The organism is Paraburkholderia antibiotica (genome assembly GCF_012927125.1).
GTDB lineage: Bacteria > Pseudomonadota > Gammaproteobacteria > Burkholderiales > Burkholderiaceae > Paraburkholderia > Paraburkholderia antibiotica.
The window spans coordinates 54,595-78,438 of record NZ_JABBFZ010000011.1; the positions used below are offsets into that span (position 1 = coordinate 54,595).

At 63.1% G+C, this 23,844-nt stretch carries 24 protein-coding genes; 6 read left to right on the forward strand and 18 right to left on the reverse strand.

The annotated features are described in order from the left end of the window. Window positions 1-13: 13 nt before the first annotated feature. The 3 genes from HHL14_RS18405 to HHL14_RS18415 form a co-directional block, all read right to left on the reverse strand. Window positions 14-2,278: an ATP-dependent DNA helicase gene (locus tag HHL14_RS18405; protein ID WP_169499052.1), complete on the reverse strand. Its 2,265-nt coding sequence runs from the start codon at window positions 2,276-2,278 to the stop codon at window positions 14-16. Next, window positions 2,275-4,095 (reverse strand): VRR-NUC domain-containing protein, encoded by a 1,821-nt coding sequence (locus tag HHL14_RS18410; protein WP_169499053.1) that lies wholly within the window; start codon window positions 4,093-4,095, stop codon window positions 2,275-2,277. Before HHL14_RS18410 ends, HHL14_RS18405 begins: the two co-directional genes overlap by 4 nt. A gap of 226 nt (window positions 4,096-4,321) precedes the next feature. After that, window positions 4,322-5,020 (reverse strand): endonuclease/exonuclease/phosphatase family protein, encoded by a 699-nt coding sequence (locus HHL14_RS18415; protein ID WP_169499054.1) that lies wholly within the window; start codon window positions 5,018-5,020, stop codon window positions 4,322-4,324. Between the two features lie 463 nt (window positions 5,021-5,483). Between HHL14_RS18415 and HHL14_RS18420 the strand changes: the two genes are divergently transcribed. After that, entirely contained in the window at window positions 5,484-6,131 is a 648-nt protein-coding gene (locus tag HHL14_RS18420; RefSeq protein ID WP_169499055.1) for a Crp/Fnr family transcriptional regulator, read from the forward strand. Between the two features lie 234 nt (window positions 6,132-6,365). On the opposite strand, the gene HHL14_RS18425 is transcribed toward HHL14_RS18420, so the two are convergent. From HHL14_RS18425 to HHL14_RS18440, 4 genes are all read right to left on the reverse strand, one after another. Next, window positions 6,366-6,704 carry a RebB family R body protein gene (locus tag HHL14_RS18425; RefSeq protein ID WP_169499056.1) on the reverse strand — a complete coding sequence of 113 codons (339 nt, stop codon included), beginning with the start codon at window positions 6,702-6,704 and terminating at the stop codon, window positions 6,366-6,368. A gap of 97 nt (window positions 6,705-6,801) precedes the next feature. Continuing rightward, on the reverse strand, window positions 6,802-7,134 hold the full coding sequence (locus HHL14_RS18430; RefSeq protein ID WP_169499057.1) for a RebB family R body protein: 333 nt from the start codon (window positions 7,132-7,134) through the stop codon (window positions 6,802-6,804). 150 nt (window positions 7,135-7,284) lie between these two features. Then, a complete protein-coding gene (locus HHL14_RS18435) occupies window positions 7,285-7,953 on the reverse strand; it encodes a hypothetical protein (protein WP_169499058.1) in 669 nt (222 codons plus the stop codon). A 71-nt stretch (window positions 7,954-8,024) separates the two neighbouring features. After that, entirely contained in the window at window positions 8,025-8,489 is a 465-nt protein-coding gene (locus HHL14_RS18440) for a hypothetical protein (protein WP_169499059.1), read from the reverse strand. A 133-nt stretch (window positions 8,490-8,622) separates the two neighbouring features. Here HHL14_RS18440 and HHL14_RS18445 point away from each other — a divergent pair, with 133 nt between their 5' ends. Next, complete coding sequence (locus tag HHL14_RS18445; RefSeq protein ID WP_169499060.1) at window positions 8,623-8,787, forward strand: hypothetical protein; 165 nt, start codon at window positions 8,623-8,625, stop codon at window positions 8,785-8,787. Between the two features lie 78 nt (window positions 8,788-8,865). Here HHL14_RS18445 and HHL14_RS18450 read toward each other — a convergent pair whose 3' ends face one another. From HHL14_RS18450 to HHL14_RS18480, 7 genes are all read right to left on the reverse strand, one after another. Next, window positions 8,866-9,105, reverse strand: coding sequence for a RebB family R body protein (locus tag HHL14_RS18450; RefSeq protein ID WP_169499061.1), 240 nt, complete (start codon window positions 9,103-9,105; stop codon window positions 8,866-8,868). Window positions 9,106-9,159: 54 nt separating this feature from the next. Next, the gene (locus HHL14_RS18455; protein WP_169499062.1) at window positions 9,160-9,780 is read right to left on the reverse strand and encodes an RNA polymerase sigma factor; all 621 of its coding nucleotides are present in this window, start codon (window positions 9,778-9,780) and stop codon (window positions 9,160-9,162) included. Window positions 9,781-10,122: 342 nt separating this feature from the next. After that, on the reverse strand, window positions 10,123-10,707 hold the full coding sequence (locus tag HHL14_RS18460; protein WP_169499063.1) for a LutC/YkgG family protein: 585 nt from the start codon (window positions 10,705-10,707) through the stop codon (window positions 10,123-10,125). Continuing rightward, a complete protein-coding gene (locus HHL14_RS18465) occupies window positions 10,694-12,097 on the reverse strand; it encodes a lactate utilization protein B (RefSeq protein ID WP_169499064.1) in 1,404 nt (467 codons plus the stop codon). Before HHL14_RS18465 ends, HHL14_RS18460 begins: the two co-directional genes overlap by 14 nt. Then, window positions 12,094-12,837 carry a (Fe-S)-binding protein gene (locus HHL14_RS18470; RefSeq protein WP_169499065.1) on the reverse strand — a complete coding sequence of 248 codons (744 nt, stop codon included), beginning with the start codon at window positions 12,835-12,837 and terminating at the stop codon, window positions 12,094-12,096. The genes HHL14_RS18465 and HHL14_RS18470 overlap by 4 nt, the downstream gene beginning before the upstream one ends. A gap of 184 nt (window positions 12,838-13,021) precedes the next feature. Next, window positions 13,022-13,768 (reverse strand): FadR/GntR family transcriptional regulator, encoded by a 747-nt coding sequence (locus HHL14_RS18475; protein WP_169499066.1) that lies wholly within the window; start codon window positions 13,766-13,768, stop codon window positions 13,022-13,024. Window positions 13,769-13,901: 133 nt separating this feature from the next. Continuing rightward, the gene (locus HHL14_RS18480; protein ID WP_169499067.1) at window positions 13,902-15,674 is read right to left on the reverse strand and encodes a S10 family peptidase; all 1,773 of its coding nucleotides are present in this window, start codon (window positions 15,672-15,674) and stop codon (window positions 13,902-13,904) included. A 344-nt stretch (window positions 15,675-16,018) separates the two neighbouring features. On the opposite strand from HHL14_RS18480, the gene HHL14_RS18485 reads away from it, so the two are divergent. After that, window positions 16,019-16,816: a sulfotransferase family protein gene (locus HHL14_RS18485; protein ID WP_169499068.1), complete on the forward strand. Its 798-nt coding sequence runs from the start codon at window positions 16,019-16,021 to the stop codon at window positions 16,814-16,816. A 170-nt stretch (window positions 16,817-16,986) separates the two neighbouring features. Here the strand turns inward: HHL14_RS18485 and HHL14_RS18490 are convergent, their stop codons facing one another. Together HHL14_RS18490 and HHL14_RS18495 are read right to left on the reverse strand one after the other, a co-directional pair. Beyond that, window positions 16,987-17,919, reverse strand: coding sequence for a YncE family protein (locus HHL14_RS18490; protein ID WP_169499069.1), 933 nt, complete (start codon window positions 17,917-17,919; stop codon window positions 16,987-16,989). Between the two features lie 231 nt (window positions 17,920-18,150). Continuing rightward, a complete protein-coding gene (locus tag HHL14_RS18495) occupies window positions 18,151-19,350 on the reverse strand; it encodes a pyridoxal phosphate-dependent aminotransferase (RefSeq protein ID WP_169499070.1) in 1,200 nt (399 codons plus the stop codon). Window positions 19,351-19,593: 243 nt separating this feature from the next. Between HHL14_RS18495 and HHL14_RS18500 the strand changes: the two genes are divergently transcribed. Further along, complete coding sequence (locus tag HHL14_RS18500; RefSeq protein WP_169499071.1) at window positions 19,594-19,968, forward strand: energy transducer TonB; 375 nt, start codon at window positions 19,594-19,596, stop codon at window positions 19,966-19,968. A gap of 42 nt (window positions 19,969-20,010) precedes the next feature. On the opposite strand, the gene HHL14_RS18505 is transcribed toward HHL14_RS18500, so the two are convergent. Continuing rightward, window positions 20,011-21,492, reverse strand: a complete 1,482-nt coding sequence (locus tag HHL14_RS18505) for an RNA polymerase factor sigma-54 (RefSeq protein ID WP_169499072.1) — start codon at window positions 21,490-21,492, stop codon at window positions 20,011-20,013. A gap of 547 nt (window positions 21,493-22,039) precedes the next feature. Between HHL14_RS18505 and HHL14_RS18510 the strand changes: the two genes are divergently transcribed. After that, the gene (locus HHL14_RS18510; protein ID WP_169499073.1) at window positions 22,040-22,378 is read left to right on the forward strand and encodes a BON domain-containing protein; all 339 of its coding nucleotides are present in this window, start codon (window positions 22,040-22,042) and stop codon (window positions 22,376-22,378) included. 293 nt (window positions 22,379-22,671) lie between these two features. Here the strand turns inward: HHL14_RS18510 and HHL14_RS18515 are convergent, their stop codons facing one another. Beyond that, a complete protein-coding gene (locus HHL14_RS18515) occupies window positions 22,672-23,124 on the reverse strand; it encodes a PA2169 family four-helix-bundle protein (RefSeq protein ID WP_169499074.1) in 453 nt (150 codons plus the stop codon). A 412-nt stretch (window positions 23,125-23,536) separates the two neighbouring features. Here HHL14_RS18515 and HHL14_RS18520 point away from each other — a divergent pair, with 412 nt between their 5' ends. Further along, complete coding sequence (locus tag HHL14_RS18520; RefSeq protein ID WP_206002397.1) at window positions 23,537-23,803, forward strand: hypothetical protein; 267 nt, start codon at window positions 23,537-23,539, stop codon at window positions 23,801-23,803. The last annotated feature ends 41 nt before the right edge of the window (window positions 23,804-23,844 follow it).

A 23,844-nucleotide genomic window follows, 5' to 3' on the forward strand; every position in this document is an offset into this window, starting at 1 on the left:
GAAGCGCGCCGCCCTAGTCCACCTGCCACCAGCGCGGCAACAAGCGCCGCACCTCGGACCGCCGATAACGGTCGTCGATCAGATGCACGACGCCGCGATCGTCTTCGGTGCGGATCACCCGGCCCGCCGCCTGCACGACTTTCTGCAAGCCCGGGTACAGGTACGTGTAGTCGTAGCCGTTGCCGAAGCGCGCGTCGAGCGTGCGGCGCATCTGCTCGTTGATGTCGTTGACCTGCGGCAGCCCGAGCGTCGCGATGAACGCGCCGATCAGTTGCTGCCCGGTCAGATCGACGCCCTCCGAAAACGCGCCGCCCAGCACCGCGAAACCGATCCCCTGCCGCATGGTTCTGAAACGCGCGAGAAACGCATCGCGCGCGGCTTCGTCCATGCCCGGCTCCTGCGTCCACACCGGCAAGTCCGGATGCCGCTCGCGCAGCAGCGCGACCACCTGCTGCAGATAATCGAAACTGCTCAGGAACCCCAGGTAGTTGCCGGGCTGCGTGTCGTACTGCCGCGCGATCAACTCGACGATCGGTGCGAGCGAACGCTCGCGGTCGCGCCAGCGCGTCGAGACATGAGCGGCGACGCGCACCTGCAATTGCTCCGCGCGAAACGGTCCGTCGACGTCGAGCCACCGCGTGTCGTCGGCGAGACCGAGCGTGTCGCGATAGAAATGCCGGGGATTGAACGTGCCGGAGAACATCACCGTGGTGCGCGCGGCCGCATAGCGCGGCGCGAGGAACGGCGCCGGGATCACGTTGCGCACGCAGAGTGTTGCGCTGGTTTTGTCGCGCGGCGCGTAACGGTCGGTGCTCAGGGTGATGTCGAACAGCGAGTGTTCGCCGAACTGCTCGGCAAGCGCGACGAAATGCATCGCGTCGAAGAAGAAGCGCAGCGCGTGTTCGTCGATCGACAGCGGCGCGTCGGCCAGTTGATCCGTGACCGCGCCGATCAGATTCTGCGCGGCCGACAGCAGCTTGCCCGGCACCTCCGTCAGCACCTGATAGCGTGCCGTCTGCGCGCGCTTGAGTGCGTTCCATTCGCGCTGCAGGCGTTCGAGCGGCTTGCGCAGCGTCGCCGGCGCACTCTTGCGCGCGAGCCTGAACGCGGTTTGATCGAGCGACGCGCTGTACATGCGCCGCGCGCGTTCGAGCAGGTTGTGCGCTTCGTCGACCAGCACGCCGACGCGCCACTGATTGATCTGCGTGAGCGCGTACAGCATCGCGCTGCCGTCGTAGTAGTAGTTGTAATCGCCGACCACCACGTCGGCCCAGCGCGCCAACTCCTGCGCCAGATAGTACGGACAGACCTCGTGCGCGAGCGCCGCCTCGCGCACCGCCGCGCGATCGAGCCGCGAGGTCGCCAACGCGCTCGCGCGCGCCGCGTCGAGACGGTCGTAAAAGCCGCGCGCAAGCGGACAGGACTCGCCGTTGCAGGCCTTGTCGGGATGCTCGCAGGCTTTGTCGCGCGCGACCAGCTCCAGCGTTCTGAGTGGCAACGACGTCGTGCTACGGTGCAGCGTGTCGATCGCGTCGAGCGCGAGCGCGCGGCCCGGCGTCTTCGCGGTCAGAAAGAACACCCGGTCGAGACGATCTTCGCCGCACGCCTTCAGCAACGGGAAAATCGTCGCGACGGTTTTGCCGATGCCGGTGGGCGCCTGCGCCATCAGCGGCGTGCCATCGCGCGCCGCGCGATAGACCGCCACCGCGAGTTCGCGCTGCCCACGCCGGAACTGTCCATGCGGAAACGACAATGCGGCTAGCGCCGCGTTGCGCGCGGCGCGATGCGCGTCTTCCTGCACCGCCCAATCGAGAAACCGTTCGCACTGTTCGACGAAAAAGATTTCGAGCTCGCGCGCGTCGTGCTGCTGCGTCAGCACCGTTTCCTTCTGACTGCCGATATCGAAGTACACGAGCGCGACCGTCAGTTCGGCGAGCCCGCGCGCACGGCACAGCAGATGTCCATACACGAGCGCCTGCGCCCAATGCAGCGCCCGATGGTTCGCCGGCATGCGCGCGAGGTCGCCGCGATACGTCTTCACTTCTTCGAGCCGGTTCGCAATCGGATCGTAGCCATCCGCGCGGCCGCGCACCGTCAGACTGCGATGCGTGCCGCTCAGCGCAAGCTCGGTTTCATAGCCGCTCGCGCGTCGGCCGGCCACCATCTGATGACCGGCGATGCCCTCGAGCGACGTCGGCGCGGGCGTAAAGCGCAGATCGAGATCGCCGCGCCGCGCGGTGAATTCGCACATCGCGCGCACCGCTACTACATAGCTCATGCGGTACGCTCCGTTTCGGCGGACGTATCGAGGTGTACGTCGACATCTGTGTCTGGATTCGCTTCGGTTTCCTGATCATGTCCGGCCCAGCGCACATCGACCACCCGTACCGGCATCCCATGCTGCGCGCAGTACGAAAGCCAGCGGATCTGGTTGTCCTGCAGGCGATCGCCCGGACCTTTCACCTCGATCAATTCATAGCGACGCTCGGCCGGCCAGAAGCGGATCAGGTCGGGCAAGCCCGAACGGTTGCCGCGAATGTCGCGCAACAGGCGCTCGAACCAGAGCTTCAGATGCGCGGCAGGCAGACAGTCGAGCGCGAGCGCGACGAGTTCCGGGCTCAGCAGTCCCCAGAACACGAACGGCGACTGCATGCCGGCCTTGTCACGCAGATGCCGCAGAATCGTCTCGCGATAGACGCCGCTATCGAGTTGCGCGAGACAGACGGCGAACTGCGCGGCGCGGCGCGCATGAAAATCCGGCGCATGCAGATCGGCCGGTCCGCGCTGGAACGGATGGAAAAACGCGCCGGGCAGCGCCGCGAACACGGGCTCCCAGCACAGCAGCCCGAACAGCGAATTGATCAGCGCATTCTCGACGTAATGCACGGGCGCCGTCTCGCTGCCGAGATAATCGCGCACCACGTATTCGACGGCGAGCGGCGCGTCGGGCTTCGGCAGCACCAGCGTGCTGCGCTGGACCGGCCGCGCGGCTACCGCCCGCGCTACCGGCTCGCCGCATTTGCGCCGCAAGCGCGGCAACATCCGCGCAACCCGTTGCGCCTCCTCCTCGCTCTCTGGCGTGGCGGCTGCCTGCGCCGCGAGCGCGAACGCGTCGTCGCAACGTTCGCTACGTTCGAGTACGCGTATGCGCCGATGCCGCGCACCGGGCCACGCACACGCTTCGTAGACCGCGAGCGCCGTACTCCATTGCTGACGGCGCTCGCAATCCTGGCCGATACCGAACAGCAGCTTCGCGCGACGCGTTTCGAGCCACGGGTTCGCGGTGTCGATCGCGCGAACGGTGGCGATCAGTTCGTGCAGCGCGGACGCATCGTCGTCGCGAGGTAGCCAGTCGAGCGCTTCGCGGCACGCGTGCAGCGCGAGATACACATCGACGTCCACGCGTTGCTGGAACGCGCGTGACGACGGCTCGAACGCGACCTTCTCATACTGGAACACGCCGAGATCGGCGAGCACGAACTCCGACCAGTCCTGCTGCAGGTTGCCGAAGAACATCAGCCGCAGACGCTCGCAAAGCGGTGCAATCGCGACGTGCAGTACGTGGTCGGTCGTGGCCGAATGCCATTGGGCGAGCGAGCGCGGCGCGCATGCGGTTTTGTCGTCGCTTCCGCTTTCGTTTTCGCTTTCATGCAACGCCCGTAGCGTCGCCAGCAACTCCGGCTTACGTAATGCCTTCGCGCCGGCGATTCGCGCGATGTCGGCGGCGAAGATCTCCAGCAATTGCGCGCGGGTGCTGAGCGCGAACAGTTCGTCGAGGGAAAGTAGCGGCCCGGTGTCGATCCAGCCGTACGACGCCAGCGGCAGCGCGGCCTGCAACGGACAACCTATTTCATCGTAGACGAGACGGCTCGCACGAAACAGCGTGCCCTGACGCATCAGCATGCGCACCAGCAGCGCGCGCGAGGCCTGCGGCAAAGCCGCGAAACGCGTCAGAAATGCGAGCTCCTGGTCGTCGAGCAGATCGTCGTAACGCGCGGCGAGCCATTCAAGCGCGCGCTCGAAATTGGCCAGATAGTAAGGGACGTCAGAGCGAGGGACGTCAGAGCGGAACGCTGGGCGAGCATCGGTTGCCACGGGCTTTTGCAGGACCTGTATGTTTATACAGTGATGATAGCAAAGTCCGGCGCGGCGACCGACGGTGCGGCTATCGCAGCAACGCGCCGCCATGGCGCGCTGCCGCTATTGGTATTGCCGTCTGGTCATCGTGAGATCGCGCAGAGTGGCGAGCGCGGTGTGAGCGAACAGAAAGTCCGTTGCGGTTTTCATCGAAGGGAGTCTCTGCGCTGGGAAGAACGCCCGCTCACTGCCAGACGAATACCTGCGGGTAGTGATCGGAGCCGCTCGGCGCACGCGTTTCCTGCCGATAGACGAAGTTGTCGGCATTGGTGATTGCGTAGTCGAGAATGCCGCCGCTTTCCTGCGTCGCGCGCGTGCCGCGTTTGATGCGACCGGCCGGCGGCCCGTCGAAATCGATCGCGGTCGGATCGGCATTGAAGTCGCCGACGCAGGCCCACGTGCCGCCCAACGCAGAGATCTGCGCGATCTGCGCGTTATTCCATGCGCAGGTATCGGTTAGCGTGACCGTGCCGAATACCGGCGGACTGTGAATCGAATAGATCGTGATCGGCGTACCCGAATCCGGATTCGCAACCGTCAACCACGGCAGCGAACGCGGATTATTCGGTGCAAAACCATTGGCCACGGCCGGCGCCATGATCCCGCTCGCACTAATGCCGATATTGCTGAGCACCGCGAGACTGCCCTGCCCCCACACATTTTCCCAATACACGCATTCCATGAATCCATAGCCCAGAACCAGATTACCGGTATAACCGATAATCGAACCATCGCCGCCCATGATCGGCGCACGGCCTTGCAAATGCTCGGCCAGCGATCCGCATTCCTGCAGGCAGATAATATTGGCACCGGTCGATTGCGCGACCTGATTGATCGACGGCACATTGACTGCGCCCCGCATATTCCACGTAGCAATGATCATCTTCTCCCTCCTGTGACGGACACGAAAGCGCCGTTTCTCGCGGGCATGCAAGCCGGCAAGCTTCATGAACGACTCAGGACGCGCGCTGTGAACGTAATCCGCGGAAAGAAAAATGCTTTGCCATTCGTAATCCACTTGTCAGAAAACCCGCCATAGCGGATAAAAATTAATTCCCATCGAATTTTTTACCAATGCAGATCGAATAAAAATAAGTTTGTGAAACGCTATTACGTCGAATAAATATTTCAATGAAAAATGCATGACCGCTTCATGCGAATAGGACCTTCGACTCGTATGATGAATAGTTCACAGAACGTCGCTTCGAACGTTCAACGTGTTTCGCGAGAAGAAAACGACGGGGGGCAAATTGGAATCACACCGCACTGCAAAAGCCACAACAGATGAAACCCTGGCGCTCGCGACTCGTCATGCCGTGCTGCAACGCTCGAGACTCTTTCGCGACATGCCCGAGTCGCTGATTCACCATGTGGCGACGCACGTCGTCGAACGACGTCTGCGCGACGGCGAAGCGCTTTTCCTGAAGCACGATCCCGACGATTTCGTCGCGCTGGTGGTGGTCGGCCGCATGTACACGTGGCTGTACGGGCCCGACGGACGCGAGCTGATTATCGACAGCGCAGAGCCCGGCGAAGTAGTCGGCGAAACCGCACTGGTCGAGCCGAACCGGCGCGAGGCAGCGGCCTTCGCCTGCGGGCCGACGCGGCTTCTTCTGCTGTCGCGCAGCCATTTTCCGCAACTCACGAACGAACCGGTGTTTATCCAGCGGCTGCTCATGCTTCTGTGCGACAAGGTCCGCAAAGCAGCCGCGTTTATCGAATCGGCCTGTCTGCACCGGCTCGAATCGCGTCTCGCGCGCTATCTGGTCACGGCCGTCGATCGCTACGGTCGCCCGGAATTCGGCGGTGTCGTCGTGCCGTTGCCGCCGAGTCAAAGCAACCTCGCGGCGATGATCAATGCCAGCCGGCCGAAACTCAACGCGCAATTGCAGACGTGGCGCCGCAACGGGCTCGTCAGCTGGACGCGCGATTCGCTACTGATTGCCGATGTCGAGCAACTGCGTTCGGTCGCGCTGATTCCCGCCGGACGGTAACGCCGCTATTGGGCGTAGCCGCGCGATATGAATTGGCTGCCGCGCGCGGCACGCTTTAGCAACTCGACTTCACGTGTATTACGCGTAATTGAAGCTGAAGCGCACTTCAGGTATGGAAGGCACTTCAGACAAAGCAGCGTTTGTACACGACGCAAGCCGTGCGCAAACGCTGCCAACTCCTGACGCCTGCTTTTCTGCCGTTTGCCGGCCGTTTGTATACCGTTCCCGCGCGCGTCAGATCGCGCTGGTCGGCGGACGCAATGCGTTCAGCACCGTGAGCAGGCTGGTCAGATTGTCCGAGACGCCGGTTTGCGCGACCTTTTCGGTGGCGCCCGCGGCGGCCGTCGTGTCGAGCGTGTAGACCTGCATCACGCCCTGGTTCGCAGCGGCTTGCGACAGCGTGTTCTGCTGTTGCTGCGCGGACACCGAGTTCTCGAACAGGATGCCGGTGGAGTGCGCCATCGTCTGATACAGCGAACCCATCGCCATTGCCGGCGCTTCGGCGACGACCTTGACGTTCGATTGCGTCACCGCATCGGTGATCTGGCTATTGACTGAAGTGGGAAATGCCATTGCCATGCTCCTCTATCGGATTGAGTTACGTCGGACCGCCGATACCGCGAGGCGTGCCCGTTTGCGTGCTCGGTTGCCTGCCCATTTACGCGCGCGTTTAGCGGCGCAAACCGCCGAACGCGTTGAAAATGGTCAGCAGGCTCGTCAGGTTGTCGGCGACGCCGGTCTGCGCGACCTTTTCCGTCGCGCCGGCGGCGGCCGTCGTGTCGAGGCTGTAGATCTGCATCACGCCCTGGTTGGTCGCGGCCTGCGTCAGCGTGTTCTGCTGCTGTTGCGCGGACACCGAATTCTCGAACAGAATGCCGGTCGAGTGCGCCATCGTCTGGTACAGCGAGCCCATCGCCATCGCCGGTGCCTCGCCGACGACCTTCACGTTGGACTGCGTGACTGCATCGGTCACCTGATCATTGACTGAAGTAGGAAATGCCATGGTCTGACTCCTTTGCGTGGTGCGTGGCGGTTGCCTCGCGGGTTACATGAACGTCCTGTGGCGGACTCTGTGAATCGTGTATATGGCGTGTCTGGTGTATCTGTTAGCGGCGGCTGATTCATGCCGAAGCGTGCGTCGCTTCAGCGCATTTCAGCGCATCACGGGCGGTGCAGTGCCTTGTGCGGGCAGCGTTTGCGTCGCGGTGGTGGGCAGCGGCGCGGATGGCACCGACGCTTGAGCCGACGTTTGCTCGGACCGATGGCCCGCTTGCTGCGCTACCTGCTGTGCTGCCTGGTGCTGGTTGAGCACCGCCGCGAGTTGCCGCTGCAGCGGACCGAAATGCCGCTCGAAACATTGATCGACCTCGCTCTTGATCAGATTCGCGAGGCGGTCGGCGATTTGCGGTAGCATCATCTGTGCGCTCGGCGGCGCGGCACTGGCAGCAAGGTTCAACGACGACGGTCGCAAGTCGTTCAGCGAACGTGCCGCCTCGACGACTTTCAGAATCGCCTGTTCCTCGCTCTCGTATGCCTGAAGCGCGTGCGCGGCCGTACCTTGCAGCTTCTGCAGCACCTCGCGTATCGCAGTCTCGGAGCGCTGCTTCACTTCGCTGACCGCCTGCGCGGCCTGCTGGCGAACCTTCGCGGCGGGATCGGCGACACTTTGCACGGCCTGCGCATTTTCCGCCGGCGCGTTCCTGTTCCAGTCACGCTGGAACTGATCCAGTTCGGCGATCTCCGCCGGCGTAAGGCGGCGCTTCAGCCAGTTCTCCGCAAGCGCCCGCAACGTGGCGGAGACTTCTGCTTCGATATCGCTCATCAGTATTCCTTGTCAAATTGCCGGCATGCCCGCACTTGCGAATCCGCGCACGGCATGTCGGAGATTCGCTCCTACGACGCCTGGCTGGCTTTTCTGTTGGCGAGCGTCGCGCTGTAGCGTGCAATGCTCTGATCGATCTTGTCGATCGCGAAGCTCGCCGACTCCGCCTCGATCGCGCCCGCGGCCGCCGCGACCGCCGCCGCGGCAGCCATCAGCAGATCGGTGGCGAGCGCGCCGAGCGCATCTTCCGCCGCGGCCGGCAGATTTTCCTTCGCGATGTCTTCGGTCATCTTCTTCAGCAGCACCGCCTGACTCGCGAGCGCGAGCTTGCTGACGCCGTCGAAATAGTTCGCCGCCGATTGCGCGACGAGACCGGACGCCTGGCTGATCATCATGTCGGGCGCCGTCGAAATCTGCGACGCCGCGTAGCTCGCCGTTTCCGCGTTGCTCAATTGCACCGCTTGCACGATCTGGCTATTCAATGCGTCGGTCGGCGTAGAGGCGGCGGATTGCTGCGCGAGAGACTGCGCGCGCATCGTCGATAAAGGCGTTTGCGGCGGCGTGCCTGACGATTGCGGTGCGCTGTCGATCTGCGTCGGCGATGTGGTAGATGCGGTGGCGCCTGGTGCCGCTGCCGTCGTCTCCGAAGTTGAAGCGCCGGCCTGTGGCGTGGAAGTCGAATCTGAAGCTGAAGCCGAGGTCGATGCGGAAGCAGCCGGCGACGTCGACGTGGCATCACTCGCAGCAGGCGGCGGTGTCGTCGCCGCTACCCCGGCCGTCGAAGCCGACGCGCTAGCCGACGACGGCACCGCGCTCGCACTCCCGGTCGGTTGAGCCAGCCTGGTGAACATGTCCCAGAGTGCCATGAACGAACTCTCCTGTCGGATGGCGTGAAATCGGAACTGCCGCGAATTACGTGCTCTTCTCGCCGATCGACATGATCAGCGACACTGCCTTCGATACCACCGCCGTCGAAATCTGATTCAACGATTGCTGGCTATGCACCGCGTTCTGCAGCGACAGCCCCGCCGAATGACTGGCCACCTGGTACAGCGCCGCGATCGCCTGGGCCGGCGCCTCGGCCACGACCTTGACGTTGGTCTGCGTCACGGCATCCGTGATCTGCGCGTTGACTGCGGTTGAATCCGCCATGGAATACTCCTTGAGGGGACGATGAGTTCGAGGGTCAGCAGATCGATGAACGTCTCAGCCGCACACTCGTGAAGCCGTGACGCGTTTTTTCTGCGGACCGTCCGCTGCCTTGCGCAGTTTCTTGCGCAATAGCTCGACGCGTTTGCGCGCGAGTACTTCGCTGATATGCAATTCGGTTGCAATACCCGCGTACGACAGCTCCTGCTCGAATTTCAGCGCGAATAGCAGACGCTCCTGCGCCGACAGATCGTCGAGCGCGTTCGCAATCAGCGAGAGCCCCTCGCCCAGTTCGATCGTCTGCGTGGGCGACGGCGCGGTCGTGGCGAGCGTCGCGAAGTGATCCATGTCGAATTCGTCGCAATAGAAGATCACGCGCGCTTCGCGACCGACCTGCCGCACCCGGTCGACGAACACATGATTCAGTACCACAAACATAAAGCCTTCCGGATTGCGGATACGCTCGGGCATGCGGCGCATGTAGAGCAGTGCTTTGAGCGCCGTGTCGGCCAGCAATTCGTCGGCGGCTTCGGCATCACCGCGCACGAGCTTGCGGGCACGCCGCGTCAATTGAGGACGCACGTTGCGCCACGCTCGCTCGAATGTCGCGTTGGTCGTGCCGATATCCGCGCGTCGATCTTGCGGAGGGGGAAATGGGATCGGGAATTCGAGGTCCATCGCATCCTCACAGAGTTGATGCCCGTGAGCTTGGCGACAGACGCGAACGATGGCTGTTACTTAGGTGACAACGACAACGTGCAGCGCCGCGGACCATGCGACCTGCATTGATTCTTTCTTACGCTGGGTTAACTGGCTTTAAAAACGCGCTCTATGCCGCGAAAATTCAGGCGCGCAATTCATTCGATCGCGAAGATTGAAGCGATCGTGCGTCACGTGTGGCGAGGTAACGTGAAATGAAGCGGCGTGTCATAAAGAAGATGAAATGCGAAACGGCTCGACGCGATGTGTCGCGCGTCGAGCCGTTTACCCGCTTTGCATAGCGGCACTGCACGACACACATCACGGCGCGAGCCATACGACCGTCAGCGAACGCACACCTTGTGCGCCGCGAATCAGCACGCCTTCGATATCGGCGGTCGCGGAAGGACCGGTGACGAGCGCCGCGTAGCGCGCACCATGAAAATCGTCGCGGCGATAAACGTCCTGCAATCCATCGAGCAGTTGCACCGGATCGAGCAGCACGACCAGATGCTGAACGATGTAGCCCAATGCATTGACCACGTATTCGCGTTCGCTGAACCACACCGAGCCGGTTTCGGCAACGCCGAAACGCGCGCGCACCACCCCGACATCGACGTCCTGCAGCGACGCGGGCTCGGTGTCCGGTGAAAGCGCCCGCGTGCCCGCTACCTCCGGCACGCTCGACGCAATCGACGCGTTCGCGCCGAACCGCGCACGGATCAACTCCGCGACGTCGTTCGAACTCGTCGCGTCGACGCAGGCACCGCCCATTGTCTGCAACGCCGCGGTAAAGCGTGCTCGCAGATCACCGCCGGGCGCGGCGAACAACGGCACGTCCGGACGCGGCCGCGCCGCCGGCTGCGCGGCGCGCACCTTCGCGAGAAAAGCCTCACGCGTTGTCATCGCCGCCTCCACGATTCTTTTTGTACCACGCATGAAAAGTCATCTTCGGCGCTTCGGGCAACTCGCGTTGCCGCCCCCAGATATTGAGCGGGTTATACAGCACGAAATTCGGCAGACGCCGCAACGCACCGCCCATCGACGCCACCGTCGCGCGATACAAGGTCGGACTCGCGAGCAATCGCCCCGCCATCTTCAGGACTTCCTGCTTCACGAACGGCACTTCGTGCTGTTCGGCAATCACCGCGCGCCATTTATAGATCTGCTCGTGGATATTGATCTTCACCGGACACACGTTCGTGCAACTGCCGTTGAGCGTCGACGCAAACGGCAACGCGCTATAACGCTTCAGATCGAAAGTCGGATTGATGATCGCGCCGATCGGTCCCGAGTAGGTGCCGCCATACGACAGCCCGCCGCTGCGTCGATAGACCGGACAGGTATTCATGCACGCGCCGCAGCGAATACATTTGAGCGAGTACCAGAAGTCTTCCATCGCGAGCCGTTCCGAGCGGCCGTGATCGACGAGAATGAAATGCATCTCGGTGCCCGGACGCGGCACACGAAAATGTGACGTGTACTGCGTGATCGGCGACCCCAATGCGCTACGCGACAGCATGCGCACGAAGACGCCGAGATCCGACACTTTCGGAATCAGCTTCTCGATGCCGATCGACGCGATATGCAGCGGCGGCACGTTCGCCGAAAGATCGGCATTGCCCTCGTTCGTACACACGACGACCGTGCCCGTCTCCGCCACCGCGAAATTGCAGCCTGTCATGCCGGCGGTTTTCTCGCGCACGAAATACGGGCGCGTATTCATCCGCTGGCTTTCCGCCAGATAGTGAATGTCGCTATTGTCCGGATCGGTGCCGATGGTCCGGCCGAACAGTTCGGCCACGTCCGCGCGCAGCTTGTGCACGGCGGGCACGACCATATGGCTCGGGTCCTGATGATCGAGTTGCTGGATGCGTTCGCCCAGGTCCGTTTCCATCACCGTGATACCGCGCGGTTCGAGATATTCGCGCATCCGGCATTCGTCGGTCAGCATCGACTTGCTTTTCACCAGCGTGGTCATGCCACGCTCGGACATCAGCCGATGCACGATCGCGTTGTGCTCTTCGGCGGTCGCGGCCCAATGCACGACCACGCCGTTGGCCTCGGCCGCCGACGCGAACTGGTCGAGGTAGTCGGCCAGATGCGACAGCGTATGTTCCTTGATCCCGGAAGCCAGCACGCGCAGCGTTTCCCATTCGGCGATGCCGTGCGCCTGCGCGTCGCGCTTCTCGCGCAAATCCCACAGACGCCGGTCGTGAAACGCAACGTGCTCGGTCTTTTCGATGAACGCACCGGCCGCTTTCGCGTGATCGATGCGCGGTTCGCGTCGGCTCATGCGCGCGCTCCATTGAGAACCTGCGCGATATGAATGAAACGCGCGTCGGCCTTCATGCGTTCCGCGCAGCCTTGCTGGTGCATCAGGCACGACATGTCGCCGGAAACGATATATTCGGCGCCCGCGCCCAGATGGTCGCGCACCTTGTCCTGGCCCATGCGCACCGACACCGCCTCTTCGGTCACCGAGAAAGTGCCGCCAAAACCGCAACATTCGTCGGGTCTCGCGGGCTTCACGAACTCGATGCCCTTCACGCCTTCGAGCAAGGTCTTCGGTTTCGAAAACGCTGTACCCGCGATTTCCGACGCCGACGCTTCCTTCAGATGACGCAGCGCGCTGCAACTGGTGTGCAGACCGACGCGATGCGGAAACTCGGCCCACGGAAATTCGCGCGCGCCGACCACGTCGTGCAGAAACTCGACCAGCTCATACGCGCTCGCGCGCACCTTTTTCACCTCGTCGGTCTGCTCGAGCGCGGTCAGATGTTCCCGCACATGATGAATGCAGCTCGCCGACGGACCGACGATATAGTCGTAGCCGGCGAAATTGCGCGCGAACAGCCGTTCGGTCGCGGCCGCGTCCGCATGCGCGCCGCTATTAGCCATCGGCTGACCGCAGCAGGTTTGCTGCTGCGGATAATCGACCTCGATGCCGAAGCGCTCGAGCAGTTCGAGCGTCGCGATACCGACTTCGGGGTAGAACGCGTCGATGAAACACGGGATGAACAGCGCGACTTTCATAGGCTCTGACGGGAAAACGGCGGCGGGGACAAGACCAGCCCAGGTATTTCGAACATTTTGGCCATGCTGGCCAGTCTGGTCATGTTGGTCTGACCAAGACTATAGAAAAGTCCGCAAAGGGTGTCAATGCGGCGTCAGCCGGTATCAAACTCGGCGCCAACCCAGGCGCCGCGACGGACCGGCCTCAGGAACTCACCGTCGCCGACGGTTTTGCGGCCTCGTCCTTGTAAAGCTCGCGCACGAAGGCCAGATGGCGTTCGGCGGCCTTGCGCGCCTTCGGTGCATCGCGTGCGATCACGGCGTCGTAAATGGCTTGATGCTGGGTCAGCAACTGCTTTTCCATCGCGTCGTCGTAGTCGATCAGCCGATGATATTGGCGCATGCCTTCGCGGATCAGCGTATGAATGCCGTGCATCACATGCGCCAACGCGACATTATGCGTCGAGTCGGCAATCGCGAGATGAAACGCGGCGTCGAGTTCGGCCAGGTTTGTCCGGTCGCCCGACAGCGAAGCCGTCTTCAACGCATCGAATGCCGCGCCGATTTTCTTCAGGTCTTTCGCCGTCGCGCGCTGCGCGGCGTAAACCGTCGAAATCGCTTCGAGCCCCTGGCGCAGTTCGAGAATATCGGCGCTGGTACGCGGATTTTGCAGCAGCAGTTTGGCCAGCGGTTTCGAAATGATCGGCGCGGTGACATCGACGACAGTAAAACCGCCCCGCCCCGAGGTCTCGATGTAGCCATCCGCTTCGAGCCGGATCAGCGCCTCGCGCAGCGACGGCCGCGACACGCCGAGTTGCGCCGCGAGATCGCGCTCGGCCGGCAAGCGGTCGCCGGGCATCAACGTGCCTTCCGCGATCAGTTGCTTGATCTGGTCGGACACCACGTCGGAAATACGCTTGCGCGCGAAGGACGGGATCGGGGTGAATGGCATAGGCAGCAAGCGATGAAGCCGGTTGACGAAGCGGGCGTAAAAACAAAAGTCGTAGAAGCCGCGCGGCTCTTCCACAGTGCGTGGATTATACCGTTCGCCTCCTATCAGCCGATCGCGTGCAGACCTTCCCGGCTCAGTGCGGTGCCGCCGTATAGAAGCTCGCCAGATCGCGCCGGAGCGCATGCAGCGCCGCGTCGTCGAGATAGACCATGTGGCCGGTCGGGTAGTAGGCGATCCGCACGTTGCCGCGCAGCGGCGGGTCGAGGCCGAGATGCGCGAGCGCGTATTCGGTCGCGTAGAACGGCGTGGCCAGATCGAAATAGCCGTTCAACGACATCACGCGCAACTGCGGATTCTGCCGCATCGCTTCGGCGAGATCGCCGCCCGCATACGGCAATTGCAGATGCTCGCCCCACCATTCGCGATGTTTCCAGTCCCACTGCCTCAACGCGTCGTCATTGAAGACCCGGTAGCGGTCCGTCGGCGTGTAGTGCAGATCTTCCGCAAGATGCCGATGCAACGCTGCATTGAAGGCCTTCGACACACTGCTCACCGACGCATCGAAGTCGGGACGTTCGGACGCGTCGTCGAAATCGATGCCTTCGAACCGCCCATCGTAACGGCCCACGCTGCGCGACTGATCGCGCAACAACTCGCTGCGAAAACGCGACGGATAAAGCCGCAGACGGTTGCGCTTGACGAAGCCCACGTCGAGCCCGGTGAAGTAGGCTATGCGCGCGGCAATCGCGTCGCGTTGCTCGTCGGGCAGCGCATCGCCCTGCGCGAGCGCCTGCACATAGGGTCCGCGCGCGAACGCCCGCGCTTCGTCGAGAAAGGCCGGCAGGTCGACAGGCTTTGGCGTGATCCTGTCGTGATACCACGCGATCGCCGCAAAGCTCGGCAGATAACTTTCGCTCTCGAAGTCGGAGCCCGGCGAGAACGCCGCGGAATTGAGTACCGACGACAACAGGATCACGCCGTTCAGCGCGACGTCGTTCTGCCCCAACGCGTAGGCAAGCATCGCCGCGCGCGCGGTGCCATACGATTCGCCGAACAGATACTTCGGCGAATTCCAGCGCTGATTGAGCGTCAGATAGCGGTCGATGAATTGCGCGAATGCGTTGACGTCCTGGTCGACGCCCCAGAAGTCCTTGCCGGTGCCGTGGCCGACCGGTCTCGACAGGCCCGCGCCGACCGCGTCGATAAACACGAGGTCGGTGATGTCGAGCAGGCTGTCGGGGTTGTCGTCGAGCGTGTACGGCGCGGGCGGCGTGCTCGCGGGGCTCGCGGTGCGCACGCGCTTCGGGCCGACCGAGCCCATCAACAGGAACACGCTGCCGGCGCCAGGGCCGCCGTTGAACAGGAAGGTGACCGGACGCGTCGCCGGTGTTTTTGTCGGCACGGTGTAAGCAACGTAGAACACGCTCGCGTTGGCCGCGCCGTTCTTGTCGTGCAGCAGCAGATTGCCGGCGGTCGCGATGTAGTCGAACTTGCGGCCGTTCAGGCGGATCGAATGCGTGGTGACGCTGGTGGCTTCCGGCGGAACCGGCAGCATGGGCGTGGCGGTATTGTTGCCATGCGGCGGCTTGTCCGGGGCGACGGAGGCGTCCCTGGCGTCCTTCATGTCCGCTGCGTTCGATGCTGCCTGCGTGTCGGCACGCGGCGCCGCGTGCGGACGCGGTCGGTTCGAAGTATCGGCGGGCAAAGTATGCGCGTCGGTGCCCAGTTCGCGAGAGGCTGCAGTAGCGTCGGATGCCGCGCCTTCCGCACTCGCCGCCGTGGACGGATCGACAGGCTGCGCGGCCAGACCCGCCTCACTCAACGACGCCAGACTGACCATGCAAAGCGACACAGTCAACGTCGCCGTCAGCGATCTGCACAACGAGGCACGGAAGCGAAGGATCATGAAGTTTTCCGTCACGAGTCGAAACGCGCTGGCGCCCCATTGCCCAGCGTCGGGAATCTGTCCGGCGCTCGATTCTTGACGCAAGTTCGCCCGACGTCAACCGTCGACCGTCGTCGCGTTCAAGATTACAAATCGCTTGTCCCAAGACGATGTCGCGAGCCGGGCCGGGTCATTCGCGCGACCTGATTCGAATGTTGCGAACTACTGATTAACGTTCGGTACCTCGTGCGAGCGAATGCATGACTGGCGAGATCGTCATGACCGCGTCAGCTTCGCGCCATCCGGTTTGCGTAAGCTAGGTTCCGTTAACAGAGGGAACCCGAGCCACCCTCCCGGAGCGTGCAATGGAATCCTTTCCGCTGTTCATCGTCGGCTCGCCGCGGTCGGGAACGACCTTTCTCTGCTCGGTGCTGAACGCGCATCCGCTCATTCAACTCACCAACGAAGGCCGGGTCTTTACGCTACTGAAAGACTTTCTGGAGGTCGGCTGCAAGCGTCCCGATCTGCTCGGCGAATCCTGTCGCGATCGTTTCACCGCCTTCAGTCGCCGCACGCTCGGCCCGTGGGTCGAACGCTTCTATCGCGAGGAGTTGCAACTGGGCGCGCCGATCTGGGGCGACAAGCATCCGTCCTATGCGGACCCGACCGTGCTGTCCGGGCGCATCGGCTCGATCGAGCGGCTGCCGCGCTCCGGTTCCTGTCTGCATCTGATTCGCGAATTGCTGCCGCGGGCGCGCTTCATTCATATCCATCGCGATCCGCGCCATGTAGCCAATTCGTTGCTGCATAAACGCTGGACGGGCTCGATCGAGGACGGCATTCGCGTGTGGGGGCAATACGTCGGCGAGATCAACGCATTCTTCGAAGAAATGCCGGCGGAAACAACGCTGACCGTTTCGTATCGCACGGTGATCGAAGCACCGCACGCGACGGCGACACGCATCGGCCACTTTCTCGGTCTCGCCGATGCGTCGCCGATCAGCGACTTTCTGATCTCGCAGCGCGTCGCGCCGACGCCGTTCAGCGATCCGGTGACCGACATCGGCGATCTCTATCTGATTGCCGATACGGCAGCGAGCGACGACGGACTGCTAGCGTTGGCGGAAACGGAGGCGCGCCGGCTTGGTTATGCAGCGGCGTGAGGTGAAAAAAGCGGTAAGAACTGCGATGAATAGCGAAGCGAATACCTGAGATAAAGCGCCCGAGGTGACCGCACGAAGCGGCCACCTCGAACAGCGTTGCCCGGCTATCACCGCCCGAGCAACACTGCCTGAAGCGCTCAAGCGGCGCTCAAGCAGCCGTCAAGCCACGCTCAAACGTCGGCGTAGTCGATGCCGGTCAATACGCCCAAGTGCGCGACCGTCGTGAAGTGCCCTTCGCGTTTCGTATCGATGTCCAGCTCGCGCACGTTGCCGCCCAGGTCGGTGACGAACGCGCGACGTCCGCGCCGGTCGAGCGACACGCCGATCCCTTCCTTCAGTTCACGCGCGAGCACCTCGTGGCCCACGAGCCCCTCCGCGGTGATCTGCGCGCGATTCAGCGTGTTGCCGTCATGCGTATCGTCGCCGCGATCGGTCCAGTACAGCATGCCGTCGCGGTGATCGATGTCGAGATCGATCGGCTCGGGCAGCCCCGCCAGCAGACATTCGAGGTCGGGCCGCGCATCGGGCGACGCACCGGCCGGCAGTTCGAGGCCGGCTCTGAAGATGCGGCCCTCGCCCGCATCCGGCGCGCCCTTCTGGGTCCAGTAGAGGTGTCCGTTCGGCTTGTCGAGCGCGATGCCGACGCAATGGCGGGTCGCGTCGCGCGTGTCCTGCGGGAAATTGCCGGTGCGCACAAGCTCCGTCACCTCGGTGCCGTCCATGCGCGCGCGCATCACGCGCATGCCTTCGCGATCGCACCAGTACAGAAAGCCGCCTTCCTTGTCCAACGCGATTTCCTTCGGCGTGCCGGCGACACCCTGCGGCACCAGCACACGATGCTCGCTGCCGTCGAGCTTCGCGCTCTCGATCGTGCCGTCGTTCGGCGGCACGGCGCCGCTAACCGGATCGCCGTCGATCAGGTGAATGCCCGTGCCCATGTTGGTCCAGTACACCGTCTGCTTCTCGGCATCGACCTTGATGCCGTCGGGCGTACGCGTCAGATTCGCAACGATCACCTCGTGCGAACCGTCCGGCCACAGCGCGATGATCGCCGGTGGACGTGCCTGCAGGACATACAACGTGCCGCCATTCTCGGTAGCCACAATAAGTACCCTCCATCTGATCGTCGGAATGTCGTCGGACTGCCTGAGCCTATCCGTGGACTCGCCACAACGCAGGCAGCGCCCGACAGCCTACCTCAGGTTGCGTGAGAACTTCGTGAAAGAGTGCAAGGGTCCAGCGGCCAGGCGCGCACGGGCCGGCGACCGTCAGGGTGACAGCGGGCGACGCGCCGGCCCGCCGATGCCGCGCATCGCCACGACGGCGCCGTGCGTTTATCCGCCCGTGCCCGCGCCCGCCCCCTCGCGCAGCCCCGCCACGAACGCCGCGATCCGCTCGCATGCATCGATCAGCCGGTCCTCGTCCACCACCAGCCCCAACCGCACGAAGCCCTTCGCGGTGTCCCCGAACGCACTCGCGTCGAGCACCGACACGCCCTTCGCGCGAAACAGCTGCCAGGTGAAATCGACGGTATCGAGGCCGGTGCCGCTGACGTCGACCATCATGAACATGCCGGCTTCGGGCAACAGACAACGCAAGCCCGCCACGCGATGCAGCCGCTCGAACACCACGTCGCGCCGCCGCCGGTAAATCTCGCGAATCGGCGCGACGATGTCCGCCTTGTTCTGCAAGGCGGTCAACGCGGCCTGCTGGACAAAGCCCGGCAAGCCGTACAGCATCGCGAGCGCGAGCCGGCTCATATGCTCGATCAGCGTCGTGGGCCCGATCGCCCAGCCGACGCGCCAGCCGGCCATCGCATGCGACTTCGACAGACTGCCGAGCGTCACCGTGCGCCCGGCCATGCCAGGCAGCGACGCGATGCTCACATGCTCGCGCTCGAACGTCAGTTCCGCATAAACCTCGTCGGACACCACCCACAGGTCGTGCTCGCACGCGAGTCGCGCGATGCGTTCGAGATCGGCGCGCGGCATCACGACGCCGGTCGGATTGCAGGGCGTCGCGAAGAAAATCGCCTTCGTGCGCGGCGTGAGCGCCGCTTCGAACGCGTCGCAATCGAGGTGAAACGCGCGCGCCGGATCGACCGGCACCGCGACGAGCGTCGCGCCCGCCGCGCGCACGCAAGCCTCGTAGGTCAGGTACATCGGCTCGGGGACGATCACTTCGTCGCCCGCTTCGAGCAGGCACAGCGACACCGCGAACACGCCGTTCTGCGCGCCCGCGGTCAGCACCACGTTGGCGGCACTCACGTCGCGGCCGGTCGCGCGCGCGTGAGCGGCCGCGATTGCCTCGCGCAGCGGTTCGCGGCCGGCGATCGCGGTGTAATGCGTATCGCCGGCGCGCAACGCGTCGATCGCGCGTTCGACGATCGGCGCGGGCGTCGAGAATTCCGGATCGCCGACGCTCAGCACGATCACGTCTTCGCCGTTAGCGGCCGCCTGGGTCGCGACCCGATGAATTTCCCACGCCGACGTGCGCCGCCCCTGCAGCCGCTCGACCAGACTCGAATACTTCATTGCGCTCACCCGTGATGTTGATCCGCTCTGTTGTTCCGCCGTGCGATGCCCGTGCACGATTTCCATGCGACCCGCCAATGTAATGGCGCGCCGGCGAAACGTCCAGATACGAAAAAGGGCCATGCGAGCGGACAGCCTCGCATGGCCCTTTGCATATTGTCACGGCATCAATGTCGCGGACTTCCGGATATCGTGATCGTGTGAGTATCCGGTAAGATTCGGCACCGCTACCCAATCCCGCTCATGCGCAAACTCATCGCGACTTTCGCCGCATCGATCATCACGCTAACAGGCTGCGTAACAGGCTACTCACAGCCGCTTCATCCCGATACCACGATTGATTGCATGCTCAAGGCGCCTGCGTACCCCGCGCTATCGAGAAAGCAAGGTGAAACGGGCACGGCCGCCGTGAAGGCCACGGTCGATGAAGCCGGCCGCTTCATCAGCGTCGTCATCGCGCAGAGCAGCGGTTTCCCGAGGTTGGACGAAGCCGCATTAGCCGCGATGCGCGCATCGACCTGCCAGCCGCTTTATCACGGTGGCGAGCGAGTTCCATTCTCGTTCACACAACCCTATCACTTCGCGATCCGCGCTGAGTCGCCGCCTCACCCGCAGTAGTGTCTGGCTCGGACCGCGCTAGCGACATGGGATCGAAGCGGCCTACAGCTGCCGCCGCAACTCCGCTGGCGGCACCTTCATCAGATGCCGGTATTTCGCCACCGTGCGTCGCGCGACCAGCACGCCCTGATCGGCGAGCATCTTCGCGAGCGTGACGTCCGACAGCGGATCGCGCGTATTCTCAGCCGCGATCATTTCCTTCAGCAGCGCGCGCACCGCGGCCGCCGAACAGGTGCCGCCGCTTTCAGTGCCGAGTTCGCGCGGGAAGAAGTGCTTGAATTCGAAAATACCGCGCGGCGTCGCCATATATTTGTTGCCGGTGGCGCGCGAGATCGTCGATTCATGCAGACCGAGTTCGTCGGCGACATCGCGCAGCACCATCGGCTTCAGCGCGATTTCGCCGTACTGGAAGAAAGCCTTCTGATGCGCGACGATGCATTCGGCCACGCGTTGAATCGTATCGAAGCGCTGCTGCGCGTTGCGGATCAGCCAGCGCGCCTCCTGCAGTTGCTGCGCGAGCGGCGAACGGCTCGCGCCGGCCGACTGCGCGAACAGCTGCGCGTACATCCGGTGGATCCGCGCACGCGGCTGCACCGCCGGATTGATCGACACGACCCACTTGTTGCGCACCTGACGCACGATCACGTCGGGCACCACGTAGTTGTCCTCGGCGCGGCCGTAACAATTGCCCGGCTTCGGATCGAGCTTGCGCACGAGCGCGCAGGCCACACGCAATTCGTCGGCGCTGCAGCCGATCTGCTTTTGCAACTCGGCCTGCTCGCGGCGCGCGAGACGTTCGAGATGATGTTCGACGATCTGCAACGCGACCTCGCGGCCGGGCGTATCGTCCGGCAACGCGTGGAGCTGCAGCGACAGACACTCAGACAGCGAGCGCGCGCCGAGCCCCGGACGATCGAGCGATTGCACGAGGCGCAAGGCCACCAGCAGGTCTTCTTCGCTCAACGCGGGTTCGAGATCGACGCTGTCGGCGAGATCGGCCAGCGACTGACGCAGATAGCCATCGTCGTCGAGCGCCTCGATGATGAAGCGGGCCACCGCGCGATCGCGATCGTCGAGGCGATACAGACGCAACGCATCGTGCAGTTGCTCACGCAAGGTCGGCTGCGAGCGCGCCCATTCGGCCGGGTCGCTGCCGTCCGTGTCGCTGTTCTGGCGGCTTGAATTGCGTGAACCGTAGTCGCCGGAAAAATCGGCGGGCATGTCGTCCGATGCGCTGCTTTCAAGCATATCGCCGGCAGCGCTTTCAGCAGGCAGGGTTTCGGGCTCGGCCGCGGCCAGCGTGTCGGTGGCGGGCAGCGCGCCTGTGTCTTCGCCCGGCGACGTGGTGGCGAGCGCAACGTCTTCCGTGTCGGAGGAGTCGTATTCGAGGAACGGATTCGTATCGAGCGCTGTGCGCAACTCCTGCTGAAACTCGAGCGACGACAACTGCAACAGACGCACCGATTGCTGAAGACGCGGTGTCAGTGCAAGAGACTGCCTTGTGCGTAGTTCGATGGAAGGCATTGAAGTGGATCCCGTTCGTTGGTAGCTAGTGGCTGAATATCAGTCGAGTTCAGTCTCTTAAAGCAACGGTCGTACCAACTCACGCAACGCGCTGTTTTAGTTACGCTTTGTTTATTCGGGCGGCCTCTCTAGAGGGCCTCGCGTCGCCGGTTTTTACAATTGACGCGCAATTTCCGGTCCCTTTCTTCACACTTCTTGCAACGTACCGCGTGACCTCTGCCGCGCCTCTTCCAGAGCGATTCGTCAGTTCAAAAACCCCGCCCATCGCGCGATTCACGATCCGCGGCGAGGTAGGCGGCCGCGCCGGGCACGAGGCTTGCGGAATGGTGCCGTGTGGACGGACGTCGGCCTGTGCGGCAACTCCGTGTGGCGACTCACACAGCGACAGCGTCGCCGCATCGCTGCACGAAGCCGACGTCCAGTGTCGAGAAACGGACCCCGACGGTACCGTAGCGGCAACGACCCCACGTGTGTCATCAGCGGTTTCGACCGCGATCGGCCACCGGCAACAAGACCGCCATTTTCATCAACACCCGAAGGAGAAACCATGAAGACGATCCAGCTTCTGAAGACCGCAGGCAGCATCGCTGTCGTTGCATTCGCACTGAATGCCACCGCGCAGACCACGGCCCCGGCACCGTCCGCTTCGTCGGAAAGCGTCGGCCAGCATATCGACGACGGCACCATCACGACGAAGGTCAAGGCGGATCTGCTGGCCGCGAAGAACGTCAAGTCGACGCATATCCACGTGAAGACCCGCAAGGGCGTGGTGTGGCTCACCGGTTCGGTGCCGTCGGCCGACGACAAGTCGGCGGCGCAAGAAGTCGTGCAGAACGTGAAGGGCGTCGACAGCGTGAAGAACCATCTGAAGATCGCGGCCGAATAAACGCGGGCGTTCGGTTCGTACCGATCGCAGCTGATGGAAAGAAAAGAGCCAGCAATGTGAACTGCACCCCAAAAGTTGGACGCCGATCCAACCTTTGGGGTGCAGTTCACATTTCACGGCGCTTTTTTGGGTGAGTCTCTTCGTTTGAACGGAATCTCCGTTTCCGAACGCTATGACGAGTCTCTCTCAGACTGAATCTATTCGGCCATCTCTTCAACCGAATCTTCCATCTGAAGACCCGCACCTTCCGGCACGGGTCTTCGTCTTCAATCTTTGCCTTCTTATTTGCCTTCTTAACGCCTCATCGCCGCATACTGATCGCGTAGATCGCGCACGCGATCATGCGTTTGCAGCACGCCCTGGTACTGACGCTCGACGATTGCCCGCACGTCCGCCGGCAGATCTTTTTCGAGCGCGTCGTGATAGCGCTTCTTCGCAACGTCCTCGCCCTTCTCGCACTCGGCGAGAATCGCGTGATCGCTACGATCCGTGACGGCCGACTTCACGTCGACCCAGCCGCGATGCAACGCGCCGCTCATGCTGCCGCCGCTTTCCGGCTTGCCGCCGAGTGCCTGCACGGCGTCCTGCAACTCGCGCGCGCCGCGCGAACAGTCCTCGGCAGTCGAGCGAAACATCGTCTTCAACTGTTCGTCGTGCGCATCCTCGGCCGCCTTGAGAAAGCCCTTCTCGCCATCCTTCGACGTTTCGACCAGATCGTTCAATACGGAAACAACGTTCGTAGCCATTCAATACCTCCAAGGGTTTCGTTTATCGCGGAAGTCCGCCGCACGAGGCCTGTTCCGGCATCGCGACGAAGTGCTTCGATGCAATGCTCTGAAGCGCGGCGGAGTTCGTCGATGAAGCCGCATGAGTCGTGCCCGGCGTGGTCGCGAATTAACCGCTTTGCGCCACACACGCGACGTGGGTAATCACGGGTAATCCTGTCCACGACCATGTCAAAGCGCGCAATCGCACACCGCAAAATTATTCGTCTGGCGGCCGGAAAAGCCCACTACGATGTCGACGCAATGGCATAGCGATTGCTTGATTAGTCCGTTCGAATCGAAAGACGCATGTTTTCGACGCGCCGCGACGGGTATCGACGAAGTGAATACGTTCGAACCACGATCGCAGGCTATAACGACAGGGAGAATTGCCATGAAGAAAACGGCCAGCATGAAGTTTCTCGCGATGGTCGCTATCGTGACATCCGCCACCGTGCTGCAGATTCGCGAGCACGTCGCGCCGCCCGACACGGCGCACACCGATAACGCGGCCGCGATGTCGGATTGCGAACGAATTCGGGACGGCTTCGCGCCCGCTGCTTGCGAACGCTCGAAGGATCAGCGACAGGTCGAGCAACAGCAGCCGGACGCACGGTTAGGAGTACAACCCGCGCATGGTGCGCGGCAGATCTGGGTGTAGCGGTAGCGGCATCGCGCGGTCAAATAGCCCGCAAGTAGTCC